The sequence below is a fragment of the Streptomyces sp. NPDC058051 genome (assembly GCF_042885475.1).
Taxonomy (GTDB): domain Bacteria; phylum Actinomycetota; class Actinomycetes; order Streptomycetales; family Streptomycetaceae; genus Streptomyces.
In genome coordinates this window covers 162,112-181,298 of record NZ_JBHVRW010000005.1, presented here as the reverse complement: position 1 = coordinate 181,298, position 19,187 = coordinate 162,112, and the positions used below count along the sequence as shown (strand labels likewise).

14 protein-coding genes are annotated in these 19,187 nt (G+C 71.6%); 2 read left to right on the top strand and 12 right to left on the bottom strand.

The genetic code is table 11. The features are described from left to right. Window positions 1-192: 192 nt before the first annotated feature. Window positions 193-1,116 carry an RNA polymerase sigma-70 factor gene (locus ACFVUT_RS10835; protein ID WP_389645238.1) on the top strand — a complete coding sequence of 308 codons (924 nt, stop codon included), beginning with the start codon at window positions 193-195 and terminating at the stop codon, window positions 1,114-1,116. 24 nt (window positions 1,117-1,140) lie between these two features. Here ACFVUT_RS10835 and ACFVUT_RS10830 read toward each other — a convergent pair whose 3' ends face one another. The 12 genes from ACFVUT_RS10830 to iolC all read right to left on the bottom strand — a co-directional run bounded on the left by ACFVUT_RS10830 (window position 1,141) and on the right by iolC (window position 18,012). Continuing rightward, window positions 1,141-2,127 (bottom strand): class I SAM-dependent methyltransferase, encoded by a 987-nt coding sequence (locus ACFVUT_RS10830; protein WP_389645235.1) that lies wholly within the window; start codon window positions 2,125-2,127, stop codon window positions 1,141-1,143. A gap of 371 nt (window positions 2,128-2,498) precedes the next feature. Then, complete coding sequence (locus ACFVUT_RS10825) at window positions 2,499-4,040, bottom strand: VCBS repeat-containing protein (RefSeq protein ID WP_389645232.1); 1,542 nt, start codon at window positions 4,038-4,040, stop codon at window positions 2,499-2,501. A 380-nt stretch (window positions 4,041-4,420) separates the two neighbouring features. After that, window positions 4,421-6,016, bottom strand: a complete 1,596-nt coding sequence (locus ACFVUT_RS10820) for a von Willebrand factor type A domain-containing protein (RefSeq protein ID WP_389645229.1) — start codon at window positions 6,014-6,016, stop codon at window positions 4,421-4,423. 133 nt (window positions 6,017-6,149) lie between these two features. After that, on the bottom strand, window positions 6,150-7,025 hold the full coding sequence (locus tag ACFVUT_RS10815; RefSeq protein WP_389645226.1) for an ABC transporter permease: 876 nt from the start codon (window positions 7,023-7,025) through the stop codon (window positions 6,150-6,152). Next, a complete protein-coding gene (locus ACFVUT_RS10810) occupies window positions 7,022-9,682 on the bottom strand; it encodes an alpha/beta fold hydrolase (RefSeq protein ID WP_389645223.1) in 2,661 nt (886 codons plus the stop codon). Before ACFVUT_RS10810 ends, ACFVUT_RS10815 begins: the two co-directional genes overlap by 4 nt. A gap of 225 nt (window positions 9,683-9,907) precedes the next feature. After that, the gene (locus tag ACFVUT_RS10805) at window positions 9,908-10,630 is read right to left on the bottom strand and encodes a DUF981 family protein (RefSeq protein ID WP_389645220.1); all 723 of its coding nucleotides are present in this window, start codon (window positions 10,628-10,630) and stop codon (window positions 9,908-9,910) included. Between the two features lie 116 nt (window positions 10,631-10,746). Further along, entirely contained in the window at window positions 10,747-11,361 is a 615-nt protein-coding gene (locus ACFVUT_RS10800) for a DUF4291 domain-containing protein (RefSeq protein WP_389645217.1), read from the bottom strand. 243 nt (window positions 11,362-11,604) lie between these two features. After that, window positions 11,605-13,104 carry a CoA-acylating methylmalonate-semialdehyde dehydrogenase gene (gene mmsA, locus ACFVUT_RS10795; RefSeq protein ID WP_389645214.1) on the bottom strand — a complete coding sequence of 500 codons (1,500 nt, stop codon included), beginning with the start codon at window positions 13,102-13,104 and terminating at the stop codon, window positions 11,605-11,607. Window positions 13,105-13,116: 12 nt separating this feature from the next. Continuing rightward, window positions 13,117-15,006, bottom strand: coding sequence for a 3D-(3,5/4)-trihydroxycyclohexane-1,2-dione acylhydrolase (decyclizing) (gene iolD, locus ACFVUT_RS10790; protein ID WP_389645211.1), 1,890 nt, complete (start codon window positions 15,004-15,006; stop codon window positions 13,117-13,119). Continuing rightward, window positions 15,003-15,878 (bottom strand): 5-deoxy-glucuronate isomerase, encoded by an 876-nt coding sequence (iolB, locus tag ACFVUT_RS10785; RefSeq protein WP_389645757.1) that lies wholly within the window; start codon window positions 15,876-15,878, stop codon window positions 15,003-15,005. Before iolB ends, iolD begins: the two co-directional genes overlap by 4 nt. A 23-nt stretch (window positions 15,879-15,901) precedes the next feature. Further along, window positions 15,902-16,837 carry a deoxyribose-phosphate aldolase gene (locus ACFVUT_RS10780; protein ID WP_389645754.1) on the bottom strand — a complete coding sequence of 312 codons (936 nt, stop codon included), beginning with the start codon at window positions 16,835-16,837 and terminating at the stop codon, window positions 15,902-15,904. A 23-nt stretch (window positions 16,838-16,860) separates the two neighbouring features. Further along, window positions 16,861-18,012 (bottom strand): 5-dehydro-2-deoxygluconokinase, encoded by a 1,152-nt coding sequence (gene iolC, locus ACFVUT_RS10775; protein ID WP_389645208.1) that lies wholly within the window; start codon window positions 18,010-18,012, stop codon window positions 16,861-16,863. A 132-nt stretch (window positions 18,013-18,144) separates the two neighbouring features. Between iolC and ACFVUT_RS10770 the strand changes: the two genes are divergently transcribed. Further along, complete coding sequence (locus ACFVUT_RS10770; RefSeq protein ID WP_389645205.1) at window positions 18,145-19,071, top strand: sugar phosphate isomerase/epimerase family protein; 927 nt, start codon at window positions 18,145-18,147, stop codon at window positions 19,069-19,071. The last annotated feature ends 116 nt before the right edge of the window (window positions 19,072-19,187 follow it).

Genomic DNA, 19,187 nt, shown 5'->3' with positions numbered 1-19,187 from the left:
CGACCCGCGACTACCAGGCCGGTCAGTTCCACTGAACCGCCGCTGCCCCGAGCGAGGGGTGCCATGATCGAGACGGGCCGGACGATGCGCGCGAGCGAGTGTCGGCTGCTCCGGACACACATCGAAGGATCGTCTCAAGATGCCTCGTCGGCGCGGGTCCGGCCGGGCGCCCGGACCGCAGGGGGGGTCGGCGTGGGCAAGATCGAGGAATTCGAGGAGCTGCGGCCGCTGCTGTTCTCGATCGCGTACCGGATCCTGGGCAGCGTGGGCGAGGCGGAGGACGCGGTGCAGGAGAGCTGGCTCCGCTACGACGCCTCGTCCACCCGGCCGGTGTCGGTCAAGGCGTTCTTGTCGACCACGGTGACCCGGATCGCGATCGACGTCCTGCGCTCGGCCCGAGTGCGACGCGAGGAGTACGTCGGACCATGGCTGCCCGAGCCGCTGCTCGATGATCCGTACGAGGACCCGGCCCGCGCGGCGGAGCTGGCCGATTCGGTGTCCATGGCGGCGCTGCTGCTCCTGGAGCGGCTCAGCCCGCTGGAGCGGTCGGTGTTCGTGCTGCGGGAGGTCTTCGCCTTCGGCTTCGACGAGATCGCCACGGCGGTGGACCGCTCGGAGGCGGCGTGCCGACAACTGCTCGTACGGGCACGCCGCCACATGCACGAGGGGCGGCCTCGGTTCGAGGCGGACCGCCAGGAGCGGCAGGAGCTGGCGAGGCGGTTCTTCGATGCGCTGTCACAGGGAGATGTGGAGGGACTGCAGAGTCTGCTGTCCGCCGACGTCCAGCTCGTCGGGGACGGCGGCGGCAGGGCCCCGCAGCTGGCCAGGGCCGTCGCCGGCGCCGGGAACGTGGCCCGGCTGCTCGCCACCGTCCACCCGTTGATGGCACGTACCGGCATCACGTGCGAACCGCGCGAGGTCAACGGCCAGCCGGGTGCGCTCTTCCGCGACCGCGACGGCAAGGTCCTGCACATCCTCGCCCTCGACATGCTGGACGGGCGGATCCAGACCATCCGCTCGGTCATCAACCCGGACAAGCTCGGCCACCTCGGCCCGGTTGCCGATGCTTGGGCCGTTGACCGGGAAGTGAAGCAGACCCGCAGGCGGACGGAGTGACGTCGCCCTGGCACCGGCCGGCGGCTACGCCCTGCGCGTCACCTTCCGGACCAGCCGGGCGAGGCCGGAGGAACGGCCGCTGGGCTCGGCGCCGTTGAACGCCTTCTCCAGCTGGGCGAAGTGGTCCTTGCGGGTCCGGCTCAGGTAGGCGTCCGAGGTCAGCGGCTCGGCTGTCTTCCAGGCGCGGCGGTGGTCACCGTCGTAGTGGGCGACGTAGGCCTTGGCGAGTTCGATCACGGCCTTGAACGGGATCCCGTCGGTGTAGTCCCGGTCGACGGCGTCCTGGACGGCCGACATCAGCTTCAGCTTCTCGTCGGTGTCGAAGGCGTCCTCGGCGATGGCCCGCAGCACGTCCTGCGGAATCGGCCTGACCACCTCGAAGGCCAGGGTGGAACGGATGGGCGGCCCGGCGATCTCGATGTACGGCAGCAGCAGGCCGGTGCTGTAGTGCAGCCACGGCAGCCGGGGGCTGGCGAAGTCCTGGTGCAGCAGCACGGAGCCCGGCTCCAGTCGGGGCAGGAAGCGCTCGGCCACGCAGCGGAAGACCCGCGCCGTCTTGGCGATGTCGACGTGCAGGAACTCGATGGGGCTGCGGTCGTCGGGGTCCGAGGTCTGCCAGATGTCGCCGGGGTGCAGCTCGATGAAGTCGGTGAACGGCTTCAACTTGTCCTTGAAGTCGTCGAGGAAGGAGTTGGAGTCCTCGGGGGCGACTCCGGCCGAGAAGAATTTCTCGGAGGCGAAGGTGCCCTTCCCGACCCGGAAGAAGTCGTACGCGTGCAGCTTTTTTGCCGTCTGGTCGAAGTCCGGGTTCTCCTTCAGACCGAGTGCGAGCGCGTACGTCGATCCGCCGCCACCCGACCCCAGCTCGATCACCTTGCCCGCTCCGGTCAGCCGGTGGCGTCCCAGGAGGTAGAGAAAGCGCAGTTCCCATGCGCTCACCTGGGAGTACGGAATCGCGTCCGGAAGTTCGACGTCGTCGAGCTGGAGGTAGAGCTTGCTGAGGGGCGCCACGGGTGCCTCGCGGTCTCGGTGAGAGGGACGGGCCGCGATATTAACGTCGTGCGCCGGAGCTCCAGCAGGGAAAACCGGCGATATGTTCGAGGATTCCCCCGGCCTTCACGTTCCGGATGAACGGCATTGGGCCCGTGTTCCTCTGCCGGAACGGAGCAGCGGTGTCCGCCCGGCCCCGGGTACGCGCGCCCGGGGCCGGGCAGAGGGTCCGCAGAGGGGTTCCGGCAGGTCGCCGGTGCGGCGGGACCGTCGTCGACTCGGCTCGCGGCGTGGGTCGTTGACGGATCAGGACCCTCGCCGTCCGGCGCCCCCTCCCGCATCGACCGCGTGACGCGGAACGGGTCCGTCCCGCCTCCGGAACACGCACCGGGTCAGCGGTTGAACGACGACCCCAGCCTCGCTTCCGTCGCCACCGTGCCCAGCGTTCCGTGGCCGAACGTGAACGAACCCTTGGCCGTCACACCGGAGGCCGTGGTCGGGAAGATCCACAGGGAGCCCGCGTCCGCGTTCTCGCCGGGGGCTCCGACGGCCAGTTCGGCGCGGCCGTCGCGGTCGGCGTCGACCAGCCTGGCGGCGCCGCCGAACTCGTCGTCCGCCTCGGCCACGCCGGGTACGTCGGCCGTGTCCTGGTGGAAGCCGACGGTGCCGGTGCCGGTGGGGCCGGACGCGGTGCCGGGGAGGACCAGGACCGAGCCCGCGTTCTTCGTCGTGCCGAGGTCCTCGTGGGGGACGCCGACGGCCACGTCGCCGTAGCCGTCGCCGTTCATGTCGCCGATCGACACGGACGCGCCGAACCAGTCGGACGCTTCGGCGACGCCCGGTACACCGGCGCTGTCCTGGTTGAGGACCCTGGCCCGGTCGCCGCGCGGGCCGGTGGCGCTGCCCGGTACGTAGGTGATCATGCCGCCCTTGGCGAGCGGTGTGTCCAGGTCGCTGTCGTAGCCGTCGACCGGGCGGCCCACGACGAGGTCGGCGTACGCATCACCGTTGATCTGGCCGGCCGTGATGGTCTCGCCGCCCTGGAGGCGGAGACCGTTCGCCCCGTTGACGACGGTGTAGTCGTCGCTGAGGCCGGTGGCGCCGCCGTCACGGACGAGGATGCGCCGGGCGTCGTACTCGTCGCCGTCGTGGACGACACCGGCCAGGTCGTCGCGGCCGTCGCCGTTGAGGTCGCCGGCGGTGACGTCCAGGTAGCGCAGGTCGTCCGTGTCACGGATCTCCCTGACGGGTGCCGCCGCGCCGCCGTCGCGCGTGAACGGGCCCGACAGGACGTGGATGTCGCTCGTCCCGAGGGTGGCGAGGTCCGGCGCCCCGTCACCGTCGAAGTCGCCCACGGCGGTCTTGCCGCCGACTCCGTCGTACGGCTCCTCGCCGTTCAGGAGGGTCGCGCCACCGGACAGTCCCTGCGGGCCGCCCCAGATGACGGTGAGCGAACCGGCGGACGCGGCCGAGCCGATCTTCTCGTTCCCCGCGCCGACCACGAGGTCGCTGTATCCGTCCTGGTCGAGATCGGCGGAGACCGTCGAGCCGCCGAACGCGTCGTCGGCCTCGGCCGTGTCCGGGATGCCGGGCGAGTCCTGGGTGAAGACCTGCTTGGTGGAGGTCCGCAGGCCGTCCTCGGAGCCGTACACCACAGCCACGTAGCCGGCTCCGGCCTTACCGCCGACAGTCGCGCCCGGCGCGGTGAAGGCCAGGTCCGGGTAGCCGTCCCCGTTGAAGTCGTCGCGTCGCGGGGCCGGGGCGGGCGCGGTCCCCTCGGACGGCGCCGAGGCCGTGGCGGCGGCAGAGGTGGGCGCGGAGGCGGTTGTGGGCGCGGAGGTGGTCGTCGATGCCTGGGCGGTGGGGAACGTGATCACGGTGGCCGCCACGGCGATGGCGAGGACGACGGTGGTTCCGAGGGCGCGATATGCCACGTGGACTCCTTCGTGCGGACGAGAAGTGGGGGGTGAGGAGTGGTGCTCCTTGACGTGTGCGGGCCGCCGGTCCCGCACGGGACCTGTCTCGGCCCCGCACGGGACCTGTCGCACACTCAGACCGGCTGTCGCACGGGCGGGTTGCACCCTCTGCCCGGATCGTCACAGCTCCTCCACGTGGCGCGGCGCCCAAGGCCGCCGCCGGGCGCCGAGCGCACCCACGGGTCGCGCCGCTGCACGGCGACCACAGCCGGCGGCGCGAACGCGGCGAGGGAGAGAGCCGTCCGGATCCGGTGCGGGTGGTTCCGCCGGGGCTCGAACGCCTCGCGGGCCGCACAGCCGGCTCTCGCCGGTCCGTGCGGCCTCGCCGCCCGTCCCGGTCAGTCCATCTCGCCCTCCGGCGCACCCCCGGACCCGTGGTCGCCCTCTCCGCTCCTGAGCCGGTCGGCCTGCCCGATCGCGGTCGCCAGTTTGCGTACCGATGCGTCCTCGGTCTGGGACGCCAACCTGTCCGCGCGTGAGGCGAGTTCGCCGAGTCCGGGCGTGCCGGGAAGCTCGCCGCCGCGCAGTGTGTCGGCGAAGTACGCGGCGACCGCGGTCACTTGGAGCCGCTTGCTGCCGCCGCCCCACAGCGGCCCGTCGACGGCGTCCGTCCCCACCGAGCCCCTCTGCTCGTGCGGAGTCCGGGACGTGGGGTCCAGCCAGCGCACAGTGGCGGTCGCCACATGCCCCGAGGCGCCCTTCCTGAGGTGTACGGCGTAGAGCGCCGTCACCGTGTGGCCGGGGCCGACCTCGCCGCCGTCGACCCGGTCGTCGCGGAAGTCCTCGTCGGCGACCTTCCGGTCCTCGTAGCCGATCAGTTTGAAGCGTTCGACGGTCTTCGGGTCGAAGGCGACCTGGGCCTTGGCGTCGCGCGCCGTCAGTTCGAGGTGGGCGGGCAGCTGGTCGACGAACACCTTGCGGGCCTGGTCCTCGTCGGCGATGTAGGTGGTGTGGCCGTCGCCCTTGTTGGTGAGCTGTTCCATCAGCGCGTCGCCGTAGTCGCTGCCGACGCCGACGCCGAAGAGGGTGATGCCGTACTCGCGGCGGGCGGAGCCGATGCGTTCGAGGATGGTTTCGGCGTCGGTCCCACCGGTGTTGGCCAGGGCGTCGGAGAGCAGGACGACCCGGTTGTTGGCGCCCTTGACGCGGCCGTCGACGGCTTCGTCGTACCCGCGGCGGATGCCTGCTTCCAGATTGGTGGAGTCGGTGGGTTCCATGGAGTCGACCCGGTCGCGGATCCTGCCGCGGTGGTCCCGCAGCCGGGTCATCGGCAGCAGCGTCGTGGCCTTGTCGCTGAAGGTGACCAGGGAGACCGCGTCGTCGTCGCGCAGTTCGTCGGTGAGGATGCCGAGGGACTTCTTCACCAGGTCGAGCCGGCCGGGTTCGGCCATCGAGCCGGAGATGTCGACGACGAAGGTGAGTGCGGCGGGCGGGCGCTCGTCACGGGCGGGGGCGGCTCGGGTGGCCAGACCGACCCGTACGAGCGACCAGCCGTCGGCCCCGGAACCGGCGCGCGCCCCGTCGATGTTCACGGTGAAGCCGTCGCCGGCCGGGCGCCGGTAGCCCTGCCGGAAGCTGTTGACGAACTCTTCGGGCCGCACGGTGGACGGCTCCGGCAGATTGCCGTCGGCCAGGGTGCGGCGCGCGTATCCGTACGAGGCGGTGTCGACGTCCAGGGCGAAGGTGGACAGGTAGTCGGGCGGTGCGGTTTCCCGCAGCCCGTCCTGCCTCTTCGCACCGTCCGTGCCCTTCGCGCTGTCGGCCGCCCCGCCCGACGCGGCGGGTGCGGGGGCCGGGGCGCCCCGGCGGTCGGCGGAGCTGTACTCCTTTCCGCCCGATGCCCCCGAGCATCCGGTGAGCAGCACCCCGCCCGCCAGCAGCACCCCGAGCGCCCCTCGCCATGTCCGTACATGCTTCCCTGTCCGGCGTTCCATGCCCGGCCCCCCAACGTCGTCGTGTCCGCACGTGTGAATGTGACGTGCGAGAGGGTGCCGAGGAGCAGACGAAGACGTTGCGGATGAATCTCGATGCGGCAACGAAGGCCGGGAAACCGGCGGGAGGCCACGTTCAGGACACGATGTCCTTACGACTGAACCCCCGGAAGGCGCAGGCGAACAGGATCAGGGCGTACGTCACCGAGATCGCCGCGCCCTTCGTCATGCCGCCCCACTCCAGCTCGGGCTGGAGCGCGTCCGCCCAGGCGAACTGCCAGTGCGCGGGCAGGAATTCTCGCCAGGAGCCGAGCGCGGTGACGGCGTCGAGCACATTGCCGACGATGGTCAGCCCGACGGCGCCGCCGACCGCGCCCAGCGGGGCGTCCGTCTTCGTCGACAGCCAGAACGCCAGCCCGGCGGTGACCAGTTGGGAGACGAAGACGAACGCGACGACGAGCGCGAGGCGGGGCACGGTGTCCGAGGTCGCGAGCGCGCCGCCGGTGGGGAGTTCGAGCGGCCCCCAGCCGTACGCGGCGGCTCCGGCGGCCAGCGCGACGAGCGGCAGCAGCACCATCGCGGCCAGGCTGAAGCCGAGCGCCACGACGAGTTTGCTCCACAGCAGCCTGGCCCGTGGCACGGGCGCCGCCAGCAGATAGCGCAGCGACGACCAACTGGCCTCGGAGGCGACGGTGTCCCCGCAGAACAGTGCCACCGGGACGACGAGCAGGAATCCGGCGGAGACGAACAGGCAGGTCGCGGCGAAGTTCGCGGCGGACGCGGTCGCGGTGTCCATCAGGGTGAGCCGGTCGCCGCCGCCCCGCGAGGACGGCGTGCCGCCGATCGCGAACGCGGCGATCAGGATGAACGGCAGCGCCGCCAGCACCCCGCCCATGAGCAGCGTGCGGCGGCGGCGCAGTTGGCGCACCGCCTCGACGCGCAGCGGCAGGGTGCGCCGGGCGCGGTATCCGGGGGCCGCGGCGGCCTCGGTGACATCGACTGCTGCACTCATGCGGAGCCTCCGGAGATCAGGGTGAGGAACGCGTCCTCCAGGCGGCGGTGCGGTCCGACACCGGTCACCGGCACGTCCAGCCGTACGAGTTCGGCGATCAGTTCGGACGAGGTGGCGCCGTCGAGCCGTACGAGCAGCCCGCGGCCGTCGTCCGTACGGGCGGCCGAACCGATCCCCGGCAGTGCGGCGACCTTCCCGACGAGTGGTTCGGCCATGTCCTGCGCGGTGGTGACGAGCAGCATGTCGCCGGAGCCGGTGATCTCGGCGACCGGGCCCGCCTGGACGAGCCGGCCGCGGTCCATGACCACGAGGTGGGTGCAGGACTGCTCGACCTCGGAGAGGAGGTGGCTGGAGACGATGACGGTCCGGCCTCCGGCCGCGTACCGGATCATCACGTCGCGCATCTCGCGGATCTGGGGCGGGTCGAGTCCGTTGGTCGGTTCGTCGAGGATGAGCAGGTCCGGCATGCCGAGCATGGCCTGGGCGAGGGCGAGCCGTTGCCGCATGCCCTGCGAGTACGTGCGGACGGCGCGGGCCAGTGCGTCGCCGAGCCCGGCGATCTCCAGTGCCTCCTCGATGTGCGCGTCCTCGGCGGGGCGCCCGGTGGCCTGCCAGTACAGGTCCAGGTTGGCGCGGCCGGACAGGTGCGGCAGGAAGCCCGCTCCTTCGACGAACGAGCCGACGCGGGACAGGACGGGCGCGCCCGGCCGGATGGCCTGCCCGAAGACGCGGATCTCGCCGTCGTCGGGCGTGATGAGTCCCATCAGCATGCGCAGGGTCGTGGTCTTGCCCGCGCCGTTGGGTCCGAGGAGGCCGAGCACCTGGCCCTTCTCGACCCGGAAGGACAGGTCCTTCACGGCGTACCTGTCGGCGGACCTGGCGTACTTCTTCGACAGGCCGGTGATCTGGAGGGGCACCTCGGCGAGCGCCGGATCGGGGGCGGGGGTCGCGGTGCGGCGGCGGGCTGTGAGCAGCAGCAGGGCGGCGATCACGGCGGCGGCGGCCGGGAGCCCCCAGGTCCACCGGGGCAGGGCGGTCGGGGCGGTCTTCAGCGCGGGGGCGGTGGGGACGGTCAGTGGTCCGGCGGCGGTCACAGTGTAGGCCGTCGGCTCGGCCGGTGAGGCGTACCCGAGGTCGGTGGCGGAGAGGACCAGGCGGAGCCGGTGTCCCGCGTCGAATTGGTGGTCGATGGCGGGGAGGGTCAGCCGGACCGCCCTGCCCTGCCGGTCCGGGGTGATCCTGAAGGGGGTGACCAGTTGGGAGGGCAGCACCTGCTGTTTGCCGTCAGGCGACACGTCGTACACCTTCCCGAACAGCACGGCGTCGCCCCGTTCCGCGCCGACGTCGACCCGCACGGTCGGGGAACCGGTGACGCGCAGGGACGTGTCCAGCGGCGCCGAGTCGAAGCGGGCGTACTGGCCGGGGAAGTCGATCGAGAGGCCGACGCCGAGGGACGACAGCCGGCTGAGTCCGCCGCCGATGCCGGGGACGGCCGAGATGGCGGGCGGGTTGGCCCCGGCGGGGTTGTGGAAGGTCTGCGCCCGGCGCCCGAGGTCGATCGTCTCCTCTCCGCTGCTCAGTCCGGGGTACGTGGCGCTGCTCGCCCCGCGTGTGAGGGCGGCCCCGTCGGTGGAGTCGATGCCTCCGGTCCGGGTGACGCGGAAGGCGGGCCCGGTGTCGGCGCCCCGGTCGCCTTTCAGGTACCGGTCGAACCATCCGCCGATGCGTTGCCGCACGCGGTCGGTCTCCAGGTCGCCGCCGTCGTGTCCGCCGGCGATCCAGTCGACGGCGACGGGCGCGCCGTTGCCGCTGATCGCCTTGGCCATGGCGTCGGCCTGACCGAGCGGGAAGAGGGAGTCGGACTGCCCCTGCACGATGAGCGCGGGCACCTTGATCCGGTCGGCGACGGCGCTCGGCGAGCGCTCGGTCAGCAGCGCACGCGCGGCGGCGTCCGGCTTCCCGCTGACGGCGACCCGTTCGTACATCCGGCAGAGCTGCTTCTCGAACTTCTGGCAGCCGCCGCCGGTGTTGATGAAGATGCCGGCCCAGAGCTTCTTGAAGACCCCGTCGGGGAAGAGGGCGTCGGCCAGGTTCCAGTAGGTGATCTGGGGGGCGATGGCGTCGACGCGCTCGTCGTACCCTGCGGCGAGGAGCGAGACGGCTCCGCCGTAGGAGGCTCCGGTGACCCCGACCCGGGGGTCGCCGTCGGCGTCGAGTTCCACCTCGGGCCGGTCCGCCAGCCAGTCGATCAGCCGGGAGACGTCCTTGACCTCGCGGTCGGGGGCGTTGAGCGAGATCTCCCCGCCCGACTTCCCGAATCCGCGGGCGGACCAGGTCAGCACGGCGTACCCGGCACCGGCCAACTGCTCGGCCTGGGCCCGCACATCGTTCTTGCTGCCGCCGAAGCCGTGTCCGATCAGGACGGCTGGCCGGCGCTTTGTGCCTCCGGTGGTGAAGTACGAGGTGTCGAGGGACACCCCGTCCACCCGCATCGTCCGGTCCTGGCGGTGCACGGCGGGCCCGCCGCCGTCGGCTGCGGCGGTCCAGGTGCCCGCACCGGCCAGCACGACGAGCGCGGCGAGGCCCGCGGCCCACCGTCCGCGTCCACGGGTCAGCAGGCGCCGCCACCGGGACGTACGCGTGAGAGGGGTCTCCATGGTTCCGACCCTAAGCGGACCTTCGCCGTGCGTGGGCAGCCGTCAGGCGGAACTCTCCGGCCTCCTTGCGGCGTACGGGACGCCCCCGCCGTACTCCGTACGCGGTATGCCGCGCGGTCCGGGCGGGCGGAAGGTGACGGGATCCCGCGCGCGAGAGGGGCCGTGGCGGGAGGGGGCAATGGGTGGGCTCGGCCGGACGGCCGGGCCCACCGGATGCCGGTCGGCTCACATGGTGTTGACGATGAGGCCGATGTGGGTGAAGTAGTTGAGCCCGCCGAAGAACAGGAACGCCAGTCCGGCCAGTCCCCAGACGACGCCGATCACCGGGGCCATCCAGCTCGTCGGCCGGCGCAGCACGAACGGGAAGAGGAGCGCGCCGATGCCCACCAGGACGTACAGCCCGGACATGAAGCTCGCCTCCAGCATCGGCCATTGCGCGAACTCCCCGGAGATGGGTTCCTCGGGCGGGGCGGCGAAGAGGGTGTACTTCCAGCCTGCGGCGGCGATTCCGAAGCACGCGAGCCCGAGGCCGAACACGAAGACGGAGATGGGCATGGCGACGCGGGCCGAACGGGCGATGCGGTCGGCGCTGTTGAGTTCGGCGCCGCGTCTCCAGAGGTAGAAGCACGCGGCGAAGAGGAAGACGCCGAAGGCGAGTGCCGGTTCGCCGAAGATGATGTTGTCGAACGGGAAGCCCTGCCCGGCGAGCGGCCAGGTCAGGGTCATGTGGAGGCCGGTGGTGACCAGGGTGAAGCCGAGGGCCCCGAACGCCAGCACCCAGCCCTCGGGGGTGATGGTGCGTCCGGGCGTGAGGAGCTGGCGCCCCAGCGCCACCACGAGCAGCAGCCCCGCGCCTGCGGCCACCGACATGATCGTGTTGTACGTCGGCATCCTGGCCCAGTCGATCTTCAGGCCGGATGCCGCCAGGGGGATGACATGCTGGATCATTCCCGGAGCGTATCGCCCGATATGCGCCTTATGGAGCATTCGCTCACTCGCCCGAGTCGCGGGGCCGGGCGCTTCCCTCCGCCGGTCCGGTCAACGGCTCCGTGCCGTCCGCCCGCTCACTCGCTTCCCGGCTGCACCCGCGACCACGACGCGGCGCTCTCCAGCGGGTAGGGCGACTCCCGCGGCAGGAGTTCCGCCGCGTCATCGAGCCGTCCGGCCGACACCTGGGTGTGGATCTGCCGGGCGAGCGGAGTGACGTCGCGGATCGACACCGTCCACTCGTCCGCGTACCGTCGCGCCGCCTCGCCGGAGAGGCCCAGTTGGAGCGAGCGGTACGGGAGCCGTTCCAGACGGAGATCGCGTTCGGGATCCCACTGGACGCGGGACGGGCTCCGGCGCAGGTTGCGCCGCCAGGTGGTGCGGTCGGGGTGAACTCCCCTGACGTAGCAGGAGGGTTCGGAGTGGGACAGGGCCCAGTCGAAGCCCTCACGGGTGATCTCGACGGCCAGGACGGTCTCCTGGCCCTCCTTCGTGGCCCAGCCGCAGCGGTACATCATCCACAGGAAGCTCGGCTTGATCCATGTCATGCGATCGCGCTTCCAGGCGCCCGGGAAGCGCCCGTCACGTGCGGCGGGAAGGCCGAGGGACGGGGCGTACGCCTGGTAGACGGTGACGGTGGTGTCCGTGTACTGGGCGCGGATCTCGTGCTGCGGGCTGGTCGGGACGGTCATGGCCTCATCACATCACCCACCGACCGGGCACAGCGAGCGAGTTACGGGCACGCGTACGGGCGACGGGTGGATCGTGTTCCAGGGCCTGGCGGTGGCGGCCATGGGGCGCTCCCGTACGTGGGCCTGCGGCGGATGCGGGAACGGCCGGGCTGCCGGATACGGCTGCCGCACGTGCCGACGGCCCGCACGGACACGGTGTCCGTACGGGCCGTCGGCGCCGAGGAGCAGCAGAACCGGTGGCGGTCAGTGGTTGCGCGGGAAGCCCAGGTCCACGCCGGCCGGGGCGTCGGACGGGTCCGGCCAGCGGGTGGTGACGACCTTGCCGCGGGTGTAGAAGTGCACGCCGTCGTTGCCGTAGATGTGGTGGTCGCCGAAGAGGGAGTCCTTCCAGCCGCCGAAGGAGTGGTAGCCGACGGGCACCGGGATCGGGACGTTGACGCCGACCATGCCGGCCTCGATCTCCAGCTGGAAGCGGCGGGCGGCGCCGCCGTCGCGGGTGAAGATCGCGGTGCCGTTGCCGAACGGCGACGCGTTCATGAGGGCGACGCCCTCCTCGTACGTCTCGGTGCGCAGGACACACAGGACGGGGCCGAAGATCTCGTCCTTGTACGCGTCCGAGTCGGTGGAGACGTTGTCGAGGAGGGAGAGGCCGATCCAGTGGCCGTCCTCGAAGCCTTCGACGGTGTAGCCGGTGCCGTCGAGTACGACGTCGGCGCCCTGGGCCGCCGCGCCGGTGACGTAGGAGGCGACCTTGTCGCGGTGGGCGGCGGTGATCAGCGGGCCCATCTCGGACGCCGGGTCGTTGCCGGGGCCGATCGTGATCTTCTCGGCGCGCTCCTTGATCTTGGCGACGAGTTCGTCGGCGATGGAGCCGACCGCGACGACGGCGGAGATCGCCATGCAGCGCTCACCGGCGGAACCGTACGCGGCGGAGACGGCGGCGTCGGCCGCGGCGTCGAGGTCCGCGTCCGGCAGCACCAGCATGTGGTTCTTCGCACCGCCGAGCGCCTGGACACGCTTGCCGTTGGCGGAGGCGGTGGTGTGGATGTAGCGGGCGATCGGGGTGGAGCCCACGAAGGAGACCGCCGCCACGTCGGGGTGGCTCAGCAGTCCGTCGACGGCGACCTTGTCGCCGTGCAGGACGTTCAGCACACCGTCCGGCAGGCCGGCCTCCGCGGCCAGCTCGGCCAGCAGGTTGGCGGCCGACGGGTCCTTCTCACTGGGCTTGAGCACGAAAGTGTTTCCGCAGGCGATGGCGAGCGGGAACATCCACATCGGCACCATGGCCGGGAAGTTGAACGGGGTGATGCCGGCGACGACACCGAGCGACTGGCGGATCGCGGCGACATCGACCCGGCTGGAGACCTGGGTGGACAGCTCGCCCTTGAGCTGGGTCGTGATGCCGCAGGCCAGCTCGACGATCTCCAGACCGCGGGCGACCTCGCCCAGCGCGTCCGAGTGCACCTTGCCGTGCTCCGCGGTGATCAGCGCGGCGATGTCCTCGCGGTGGGCGTCGAGCAGCGCGCGGTAGCGGAAGAGGATCGCCGTACGGGTGGCCAGCGAAGACGTGCCCCAGGTGGCGTAGGCGTCCTTCGCCGCGGCGACCGCGGCGTCGACCTCCTCCGGGGAGGCGAGCGCGACCTGGGTGGTGACGGCGCCGGTCGCCGGGTCGGTGACCGGCCCGTAGTTGCCCGACGCACCCTCGACGGTCTTGCCACCGATCCAGTGGTTGACGGTCTTCATGTCCGAACTCCTTCACAGGTGGTGGCGTCGGTCGGCGACGTGGCGGTCATACTCCTGCCGGGCTTTCACAGCCGACGGCCGGGTGGCCGTTTCGGCTACGGGAACATCCCACCACGCCTGCGCCGGAGGGGGGCCCGACACTGTGTCTGCCGTTTCGGTCTCGACGTAGACACAAGTGGGGCGGTCCGCGGCGCGCGCCTCGGCCAGGGCTTCGCGCAGGTCATGCACCGTCCTGGCGCGCAGCACCCGCATGCCCAGCGAACCCGCGTTGGCCGCGAGGTCGACGGGGAGCGGAGGGCCGGTGAAGGTGCCGTCCGCGGCGCGGTGGCGGTAGGCCGTGCCGAAGCGCTCACCGCCGACCGTCTCGGAGAGGCCGCCGATGGACGCGTAGCCGTGGTTCTGGAGGACGACCAGCTTCACGGGGAGTTCCTGCTGCACCGCGGTGACGATCTCGGTCGGGTTCATCAGATAGGTGCCGTCGCCGACGAGGGCCCAGACGGGGCGGTCGGGGGCGGCCAGCTGGACTCCGATCGCGGCGGGGATCTCGTAGCCCATGCAGGAGTAGCCGTATTCGACGTGGTACTGGTGCGGGGAGCGGGTCCGCCAGAGTTTGTGCAGGTCGCCGGGGAGCGAGCCGGCCGCGTTGATCAGGATGTCGTCCTCGGTGACGAGGGCGTCGAGGAGGCCGACGACCTGGGCCTGGGTGGGGCGGGCGTGCGGGTCGTCGGCGGCGAACGCGGCGGTGACGCGTCGCTCCCATTCCTCCTTGGCCTCGGTGTACTCGGTCTCGTAGGACGGGTCGACACGGTGGTTGCGGAGAGCGGGCTCGGCGGCGAGCGCTTCGAGGGCGGTGCGGGCGTCGGCGACGAGCGGGAGCGCGCCGAGCTTGTGGGCGTCGAAGCCGGTGATGTTGATGTTGAGGAAGCGGACCGCCGGGTTCGAAAAGAGGGTGGCGGAGGCGGTGGTGAAGTCGGAGTAGCGGGTGCCGATGCCGATCACCAGGTCCGCGGTGCGGGCCAGTTCGTCGGCGGTCGCGGTGCCGGTGTGGCCGATGCCGCCGACGTCGGCGGGGTGATCGTGGCGCAGGGAACCCTTGCCGGCCTGGGTGGAGGCGACGGGGATGCGGGTGGCGGCGGCGAACGCGGCGAGCGTTTCCTCCGCCGCGCTGTGGTGGACACCGCCGCCCGCGACGATCACCGGCCGGCGTGCGGTGCGCAGGGCCCGCACCGCCCGGCCGAGCTCGTGCGGATCGGGGGCGGGCCTGCGTACGTACCAGACGCGCTCGGCGAAGAACTCCTCCGGCCAGTCGTGCGCCTGGGCCTGCACGTCCTGCGGCAGCGCGAGCGTGACCGCGCCGGTCTCCGCCGGGTCGGTCAGGGTCCGCATGGCCTGGAGCGCGGCCGGGACCAGGGCCTCCGGGCGGGTGATCCGGTCGAAGTAGCGGGAGACGGGGCGCAGGCAGTCGTTGACCGAGAGGTCGCCCGCCGAGGGGACTTCGAGCTGCTGGAGCACGGGGTCGGCGGGCCGCGTCGCGAACGTGTCCCCGGGCAGGAGGAGGACGGGGAGGTGGTTGATGGTGGCGAGGGCGGCACCGGTCACGAGGTTGGTGGCGCCGGGTCCGATGGAGGTGGTGACGGCGTGTGCGGACAGCCGGCCGGACTGGCGGGCGTAGCCGACGGCGGCGTGCACCATGGCCTGCTCGTTGCGGCCCTGGAGATAGGGCATCGCCCGGCCCGACTCGACGAGCGCCTGACCGATTCCGGCGACGTTGCCGTGGCCGAAGATGCCCCAGGTGGCGCCGATCAGGCGCTGTCGGCGGCCGTCGCGCTCGGTGTACTGGCGGGACAGGAAGGCCACCAGGGCCTGGGCGGTGGTGAGCCGGCGGGTGGCTGGTGCGCTCACGAGGTGGCCTCCGGTCCGTAGAGCGGGAGTCGGGGATCGACGGGCTGCGACGGCCAGGTCTCGCGGATCCAGCCGTGGTCGGGGTGGTCGCTGATCAGCCACTCGCGCTTCTCCCCCGGGCCCGCCATCACGTTGAGGTAGTAGAGGGTGCGGCCGGGGGCGGCGATGGACGGGCCGTGCCAGCCGTCGGGGATCAGGACCGCGTCACCGCTGCGGACCTCGGCGAGGACGTCCGTACCGCCGTCCCTCGACGGTGACACCCGGTGGTAGCCCAGGCCGTCGTGCTCCACCTCGAAGTAGTAGATCTCCTCCAGCACGGATTCGGTGCCGGGCCGGTGCTCGTCGTGTTTGTGCGGTGGGTAGGACGACCAGTTGCCGCCCGGGGTCAGGACCTCGACGGCGATCAGCCGGTCGCACTCGAACGTGTCGGCGGCGGCGAAGTTGTTGACCTGGCGGGAGCAGTTGCCGCTACCGCGCAGCTCGACGGGAACCTCCGGCGCGGGGCCGTAACGAGCGGGGAGTCGTCGCTCGCACTTCGCTCCTGCCAGGGCGAAGCGGCCCCCTGCGCCGGAGGCGATCTGTGCATGGGCGTCACGCGGCACGTACGCGAAGTCGGATACCCCGCTGAACACGTTTCCCCGGCCCAGCAGTTCAAAGATCTCACCTGAGGTGTGCACCGTACAGCCACCGGTCAACGGCAGGACGATCCACTCACTCTCCCCGGTGACAAGTGTGTGAACTCCGCCCGGCGGCAGGGTGAGTACACGCAGACTCGACCGATCCCAGCCGGCGCGCCGCGGGTCGATGTCGAGGGCGTAGGGGCCGCGCGCCCCGCTCCCGGCGGCGACGTGGAACCGCGGTTCGCCGCTGATGCCTCGCGCTCCGTCGTGCGTCGTCACACCCGTCCCCTCCCTGTCGCCTGCTCGCCGCCCTTTCCTCTCGGTTCCAGCAGCGATACGGCCGTGTCGACGGCCGCGGCCACCTGCCCGTCGGCCGGGTAGAGCAGCGACCGTCCCACCACCAGGCCCTGGACGGTCGGCAGTCGCAGCGCCGTGCGCCACTTCTCGAACGCGCCGTCCAGGTCGTCACCCACCTCGCCGCCCAGCAGCACGGAAGGCAGCGTCGACGCCTCCATCACCCGGGCCATGTCGTCGGGGTTCTCGGTGACGGGCACCTTGAGCCAGGTGTACGCCGATGTCCCGGCCAGCCCCGAGGCGATGGCGATCGAGGTGGTGACCGCCTCGGCGCCGAGATCGTTGCGGACGTGGCCGTCCCTGCGGCGGCAGAGGAACGGTTCGACGAAGACCGGCAGCCGGTGGGCGGCCATGGCGTCGATGGCACGGGCGGTGGCGTGCATGGTGTCCAGCGAGCCGGGGTCGTCGTAGTCGATACGGAGCAGCAGCTTGCCGGCGTCGAAGCGGAGCCGGGCGAGATCCTCGGGACGGTGGCCGGTGAAGCGGTCGTCGAGTTCGAAGGCGGCGCCCGCGAGCCCGCCCCGGTTCATCGAGCCGACGACGACCTTGTCCTCCAGCGCACCGAGGAGCAGCAGGTCGTCGAGGATGTCGGCGGTGGCGAGGACGCCGTCGACGCCGGGGCGGGAGAGGGCGAGGCAGAGCCGTTCCAGGAGCTCGAACCGGTTGGCCATGGCCAGTTCGCGGTCGCCGACGGCGAGCGAGCCGCGTGCCGGATGGTCCGCCGCGATGATCATCAGACGTCCGTCGCTGCCGACCAAGGGGCGCCTGCGGCGTCGCGCGGCTGCTTCCGCGACGGCCTCGGGGTGGCGCATGCGCAGACGGACGAGTTCGGAGACCGAGGAGGCCATGGGCGTCACGGGTGTCATCGGCGTCATGGGCGTCATGGGGTGGCTCCGGTGGGGCGTGAGATGACGGCGCCTTCGGTCAGGGCGGCCTCGACTTCGTACGGGAACGGCATGGCGGACGAGCAGGCGAGCCGGGAGGCGACGATGGCACCGGCGGCGTTGGCGTACCGCACGGTGCGTTCGGTCCCCCACCCCGCGAGCAGTCCGTGGCAGAGCGCCCCGCCGAAGGCGTCACCGGCACCGAGGCCGTTGAGGACGTCGACGGGCAGCGGCGGCACGTCGGCCACCGAGCCGTCGCGGTGGACGGCGAGTACGCCCTCGGGGCCCTGTTTGACGACGGCGAGTTCGACGCCGGCGGCGATCAGGGCGCGGGCAGCCGCGTACGGTTCGCGCTCGCCGGTCGCGATCTCGCACTCGTCGAGGTTGCCGACGGCGACGGTGGCGAGGGCGAGGGCCTCGCGGTACCGGGCGGTGGGGCCGGACTCGGCGCGGGGGACCTCTTCTGCGGGGTTCCGGACCGCGGGGTTCCGGTCCGTGAAGTGCGGGTGCGCGGCGTCCTGGTCCGCGGGGGCACCGTTCGCAGGGTCACCGTTCACGGGGTCACCGTTCACGGGGTCACCGTTCACGGGGTCACCGTTCACGGGGTCACCGCTCGCGCAGTCCCAGAACATCGGGCGCCAGTCGAGGTCGAAGACGGTGATGCCGGAACGGTCGCGGGCGCGCAGCGCGGCGAGGGTCGATGTGCGGCTCGGTTCGGCGCACAGCCCGGTGCCGGTCATCCAGAAGACCCGGGCGGACCGCACCGCGTCGAGGTCCAGCTCCGACTCGTGGATCTCCAGGTCGGGGGCCTTGGGCTGCCGGTAGAAGTAGAGCGGGAAGTCGTCCGGCGGGAAGACCTCGCAGAAGGTGACCGGCGTCGGATACGCGTCGACCGGCGTCACCCACCGGTCGTCCACCCCGAACTCCCTCAGCTGGTGGTGGAGATACTCCCCGAAGGCGTCGCGGCCGGTGCGGGTCACCACCGCGGTCCGCCGGCCGAGCCGGGCCGCGGCGACGGCGACATTGGTGGGTGAGCCGCCGAGGAACTTCCCGAACCTGTCGACCCGGGCCAGCGGCACACCGGTCTCCAGCGGGTAGAGATCCACGCCGATCCGGCCCATGGTGATCACGTCGTACAGCTCAGGCATGTGCATCCCTTCGACCGGCGACCGGGGCGACTGCTCCCAGGTCTAGCCCTCCCCGGAAACCCTGTCAATGGTTTGTCCGGACATACGGACGAATGATTGACACCCGTCCCAGGGGCCGGGAGCCTGGGCGGTATGACCTCCTCCGCACTGACTCCGGCCCGTATCCGCATCGGTTCGGCACCCGACTCATGGGGTGTCTGGTTTCCCGACGACCCGCGTCAAGTGCCCTGGCAGCGCTTCCTCGACGAGGTCTCCGACGCGGGCTACGAGTGGATCGAGCTCGGCCCGTACGGCTACCTTCCGACCGACCCGGTCCGCCTGGCAGAGGAGACCCGCAGCCGCGGGCTCACGGTCTCGGCCGGCACCGTTTTCACCGGATTGCACCACGGACCGGACGTCTGGGACCGGACCTGGGCGCATGTCGCCGAGATCGCGGCACTCACCCGGGCGATGGGCGCCGGGCATCTCGTGGTCATCCCGTCGTTCTGGCGCGACGACAGGACGGGCGAACTCCTGGAGGAGCGCACCCTCACAGCCCAGCAGTGGCGTTTCCTGACCACACAGACGGAGCGGCTGGGCCGCGAAGTGCGGGACCGCTTCGGCTTGCGCATCGTCGTGCATCCGCACGCCGACACCCATATCGACAGCGAGGAGAACGTCAGCCGTTTCCTCGATGCCACCGATCCCGACCTGGTCTCGCTCTGCCTCGACACCGGCCACTACGCCTACTGCGGCGGCGACAGCGTCGAACTGATCGAGACCTACGGCGAACGGATCGGCTATCTGCACCTCAAGCAGGTCGATCCTCGGATCCTGGCCGAAGTCGTGGCCGCCGAGGTGCCGTTCGGGCCCGCCGTGGCTCGTGGGGTGATGTGCGAACCGCCGGGCGGGGTGCCCGCGCTGGAGCCCGTTCTCGCCGCCGCCCGCAAGCTGGACATCGATCTCTTCGCCATCGTCGAGCAGGACATGTATCCGTGCCCGCCGGACAAGCCCCTCCCCATCGCGCGCCGCACCCGGGACTTCCTCCGCTCCTGCGGGAGCCCGCGCCGGACTCCCTGACACGCCGAACGACAGCTGAAAGTGACGTAGTGGCGGTGCGCGGTGTTGTCCTCGGTGAGAGGCCGGTGCGCGGCCCCGGTCGCACACCGGCACCGCGCACCCGGTCACCACACGCA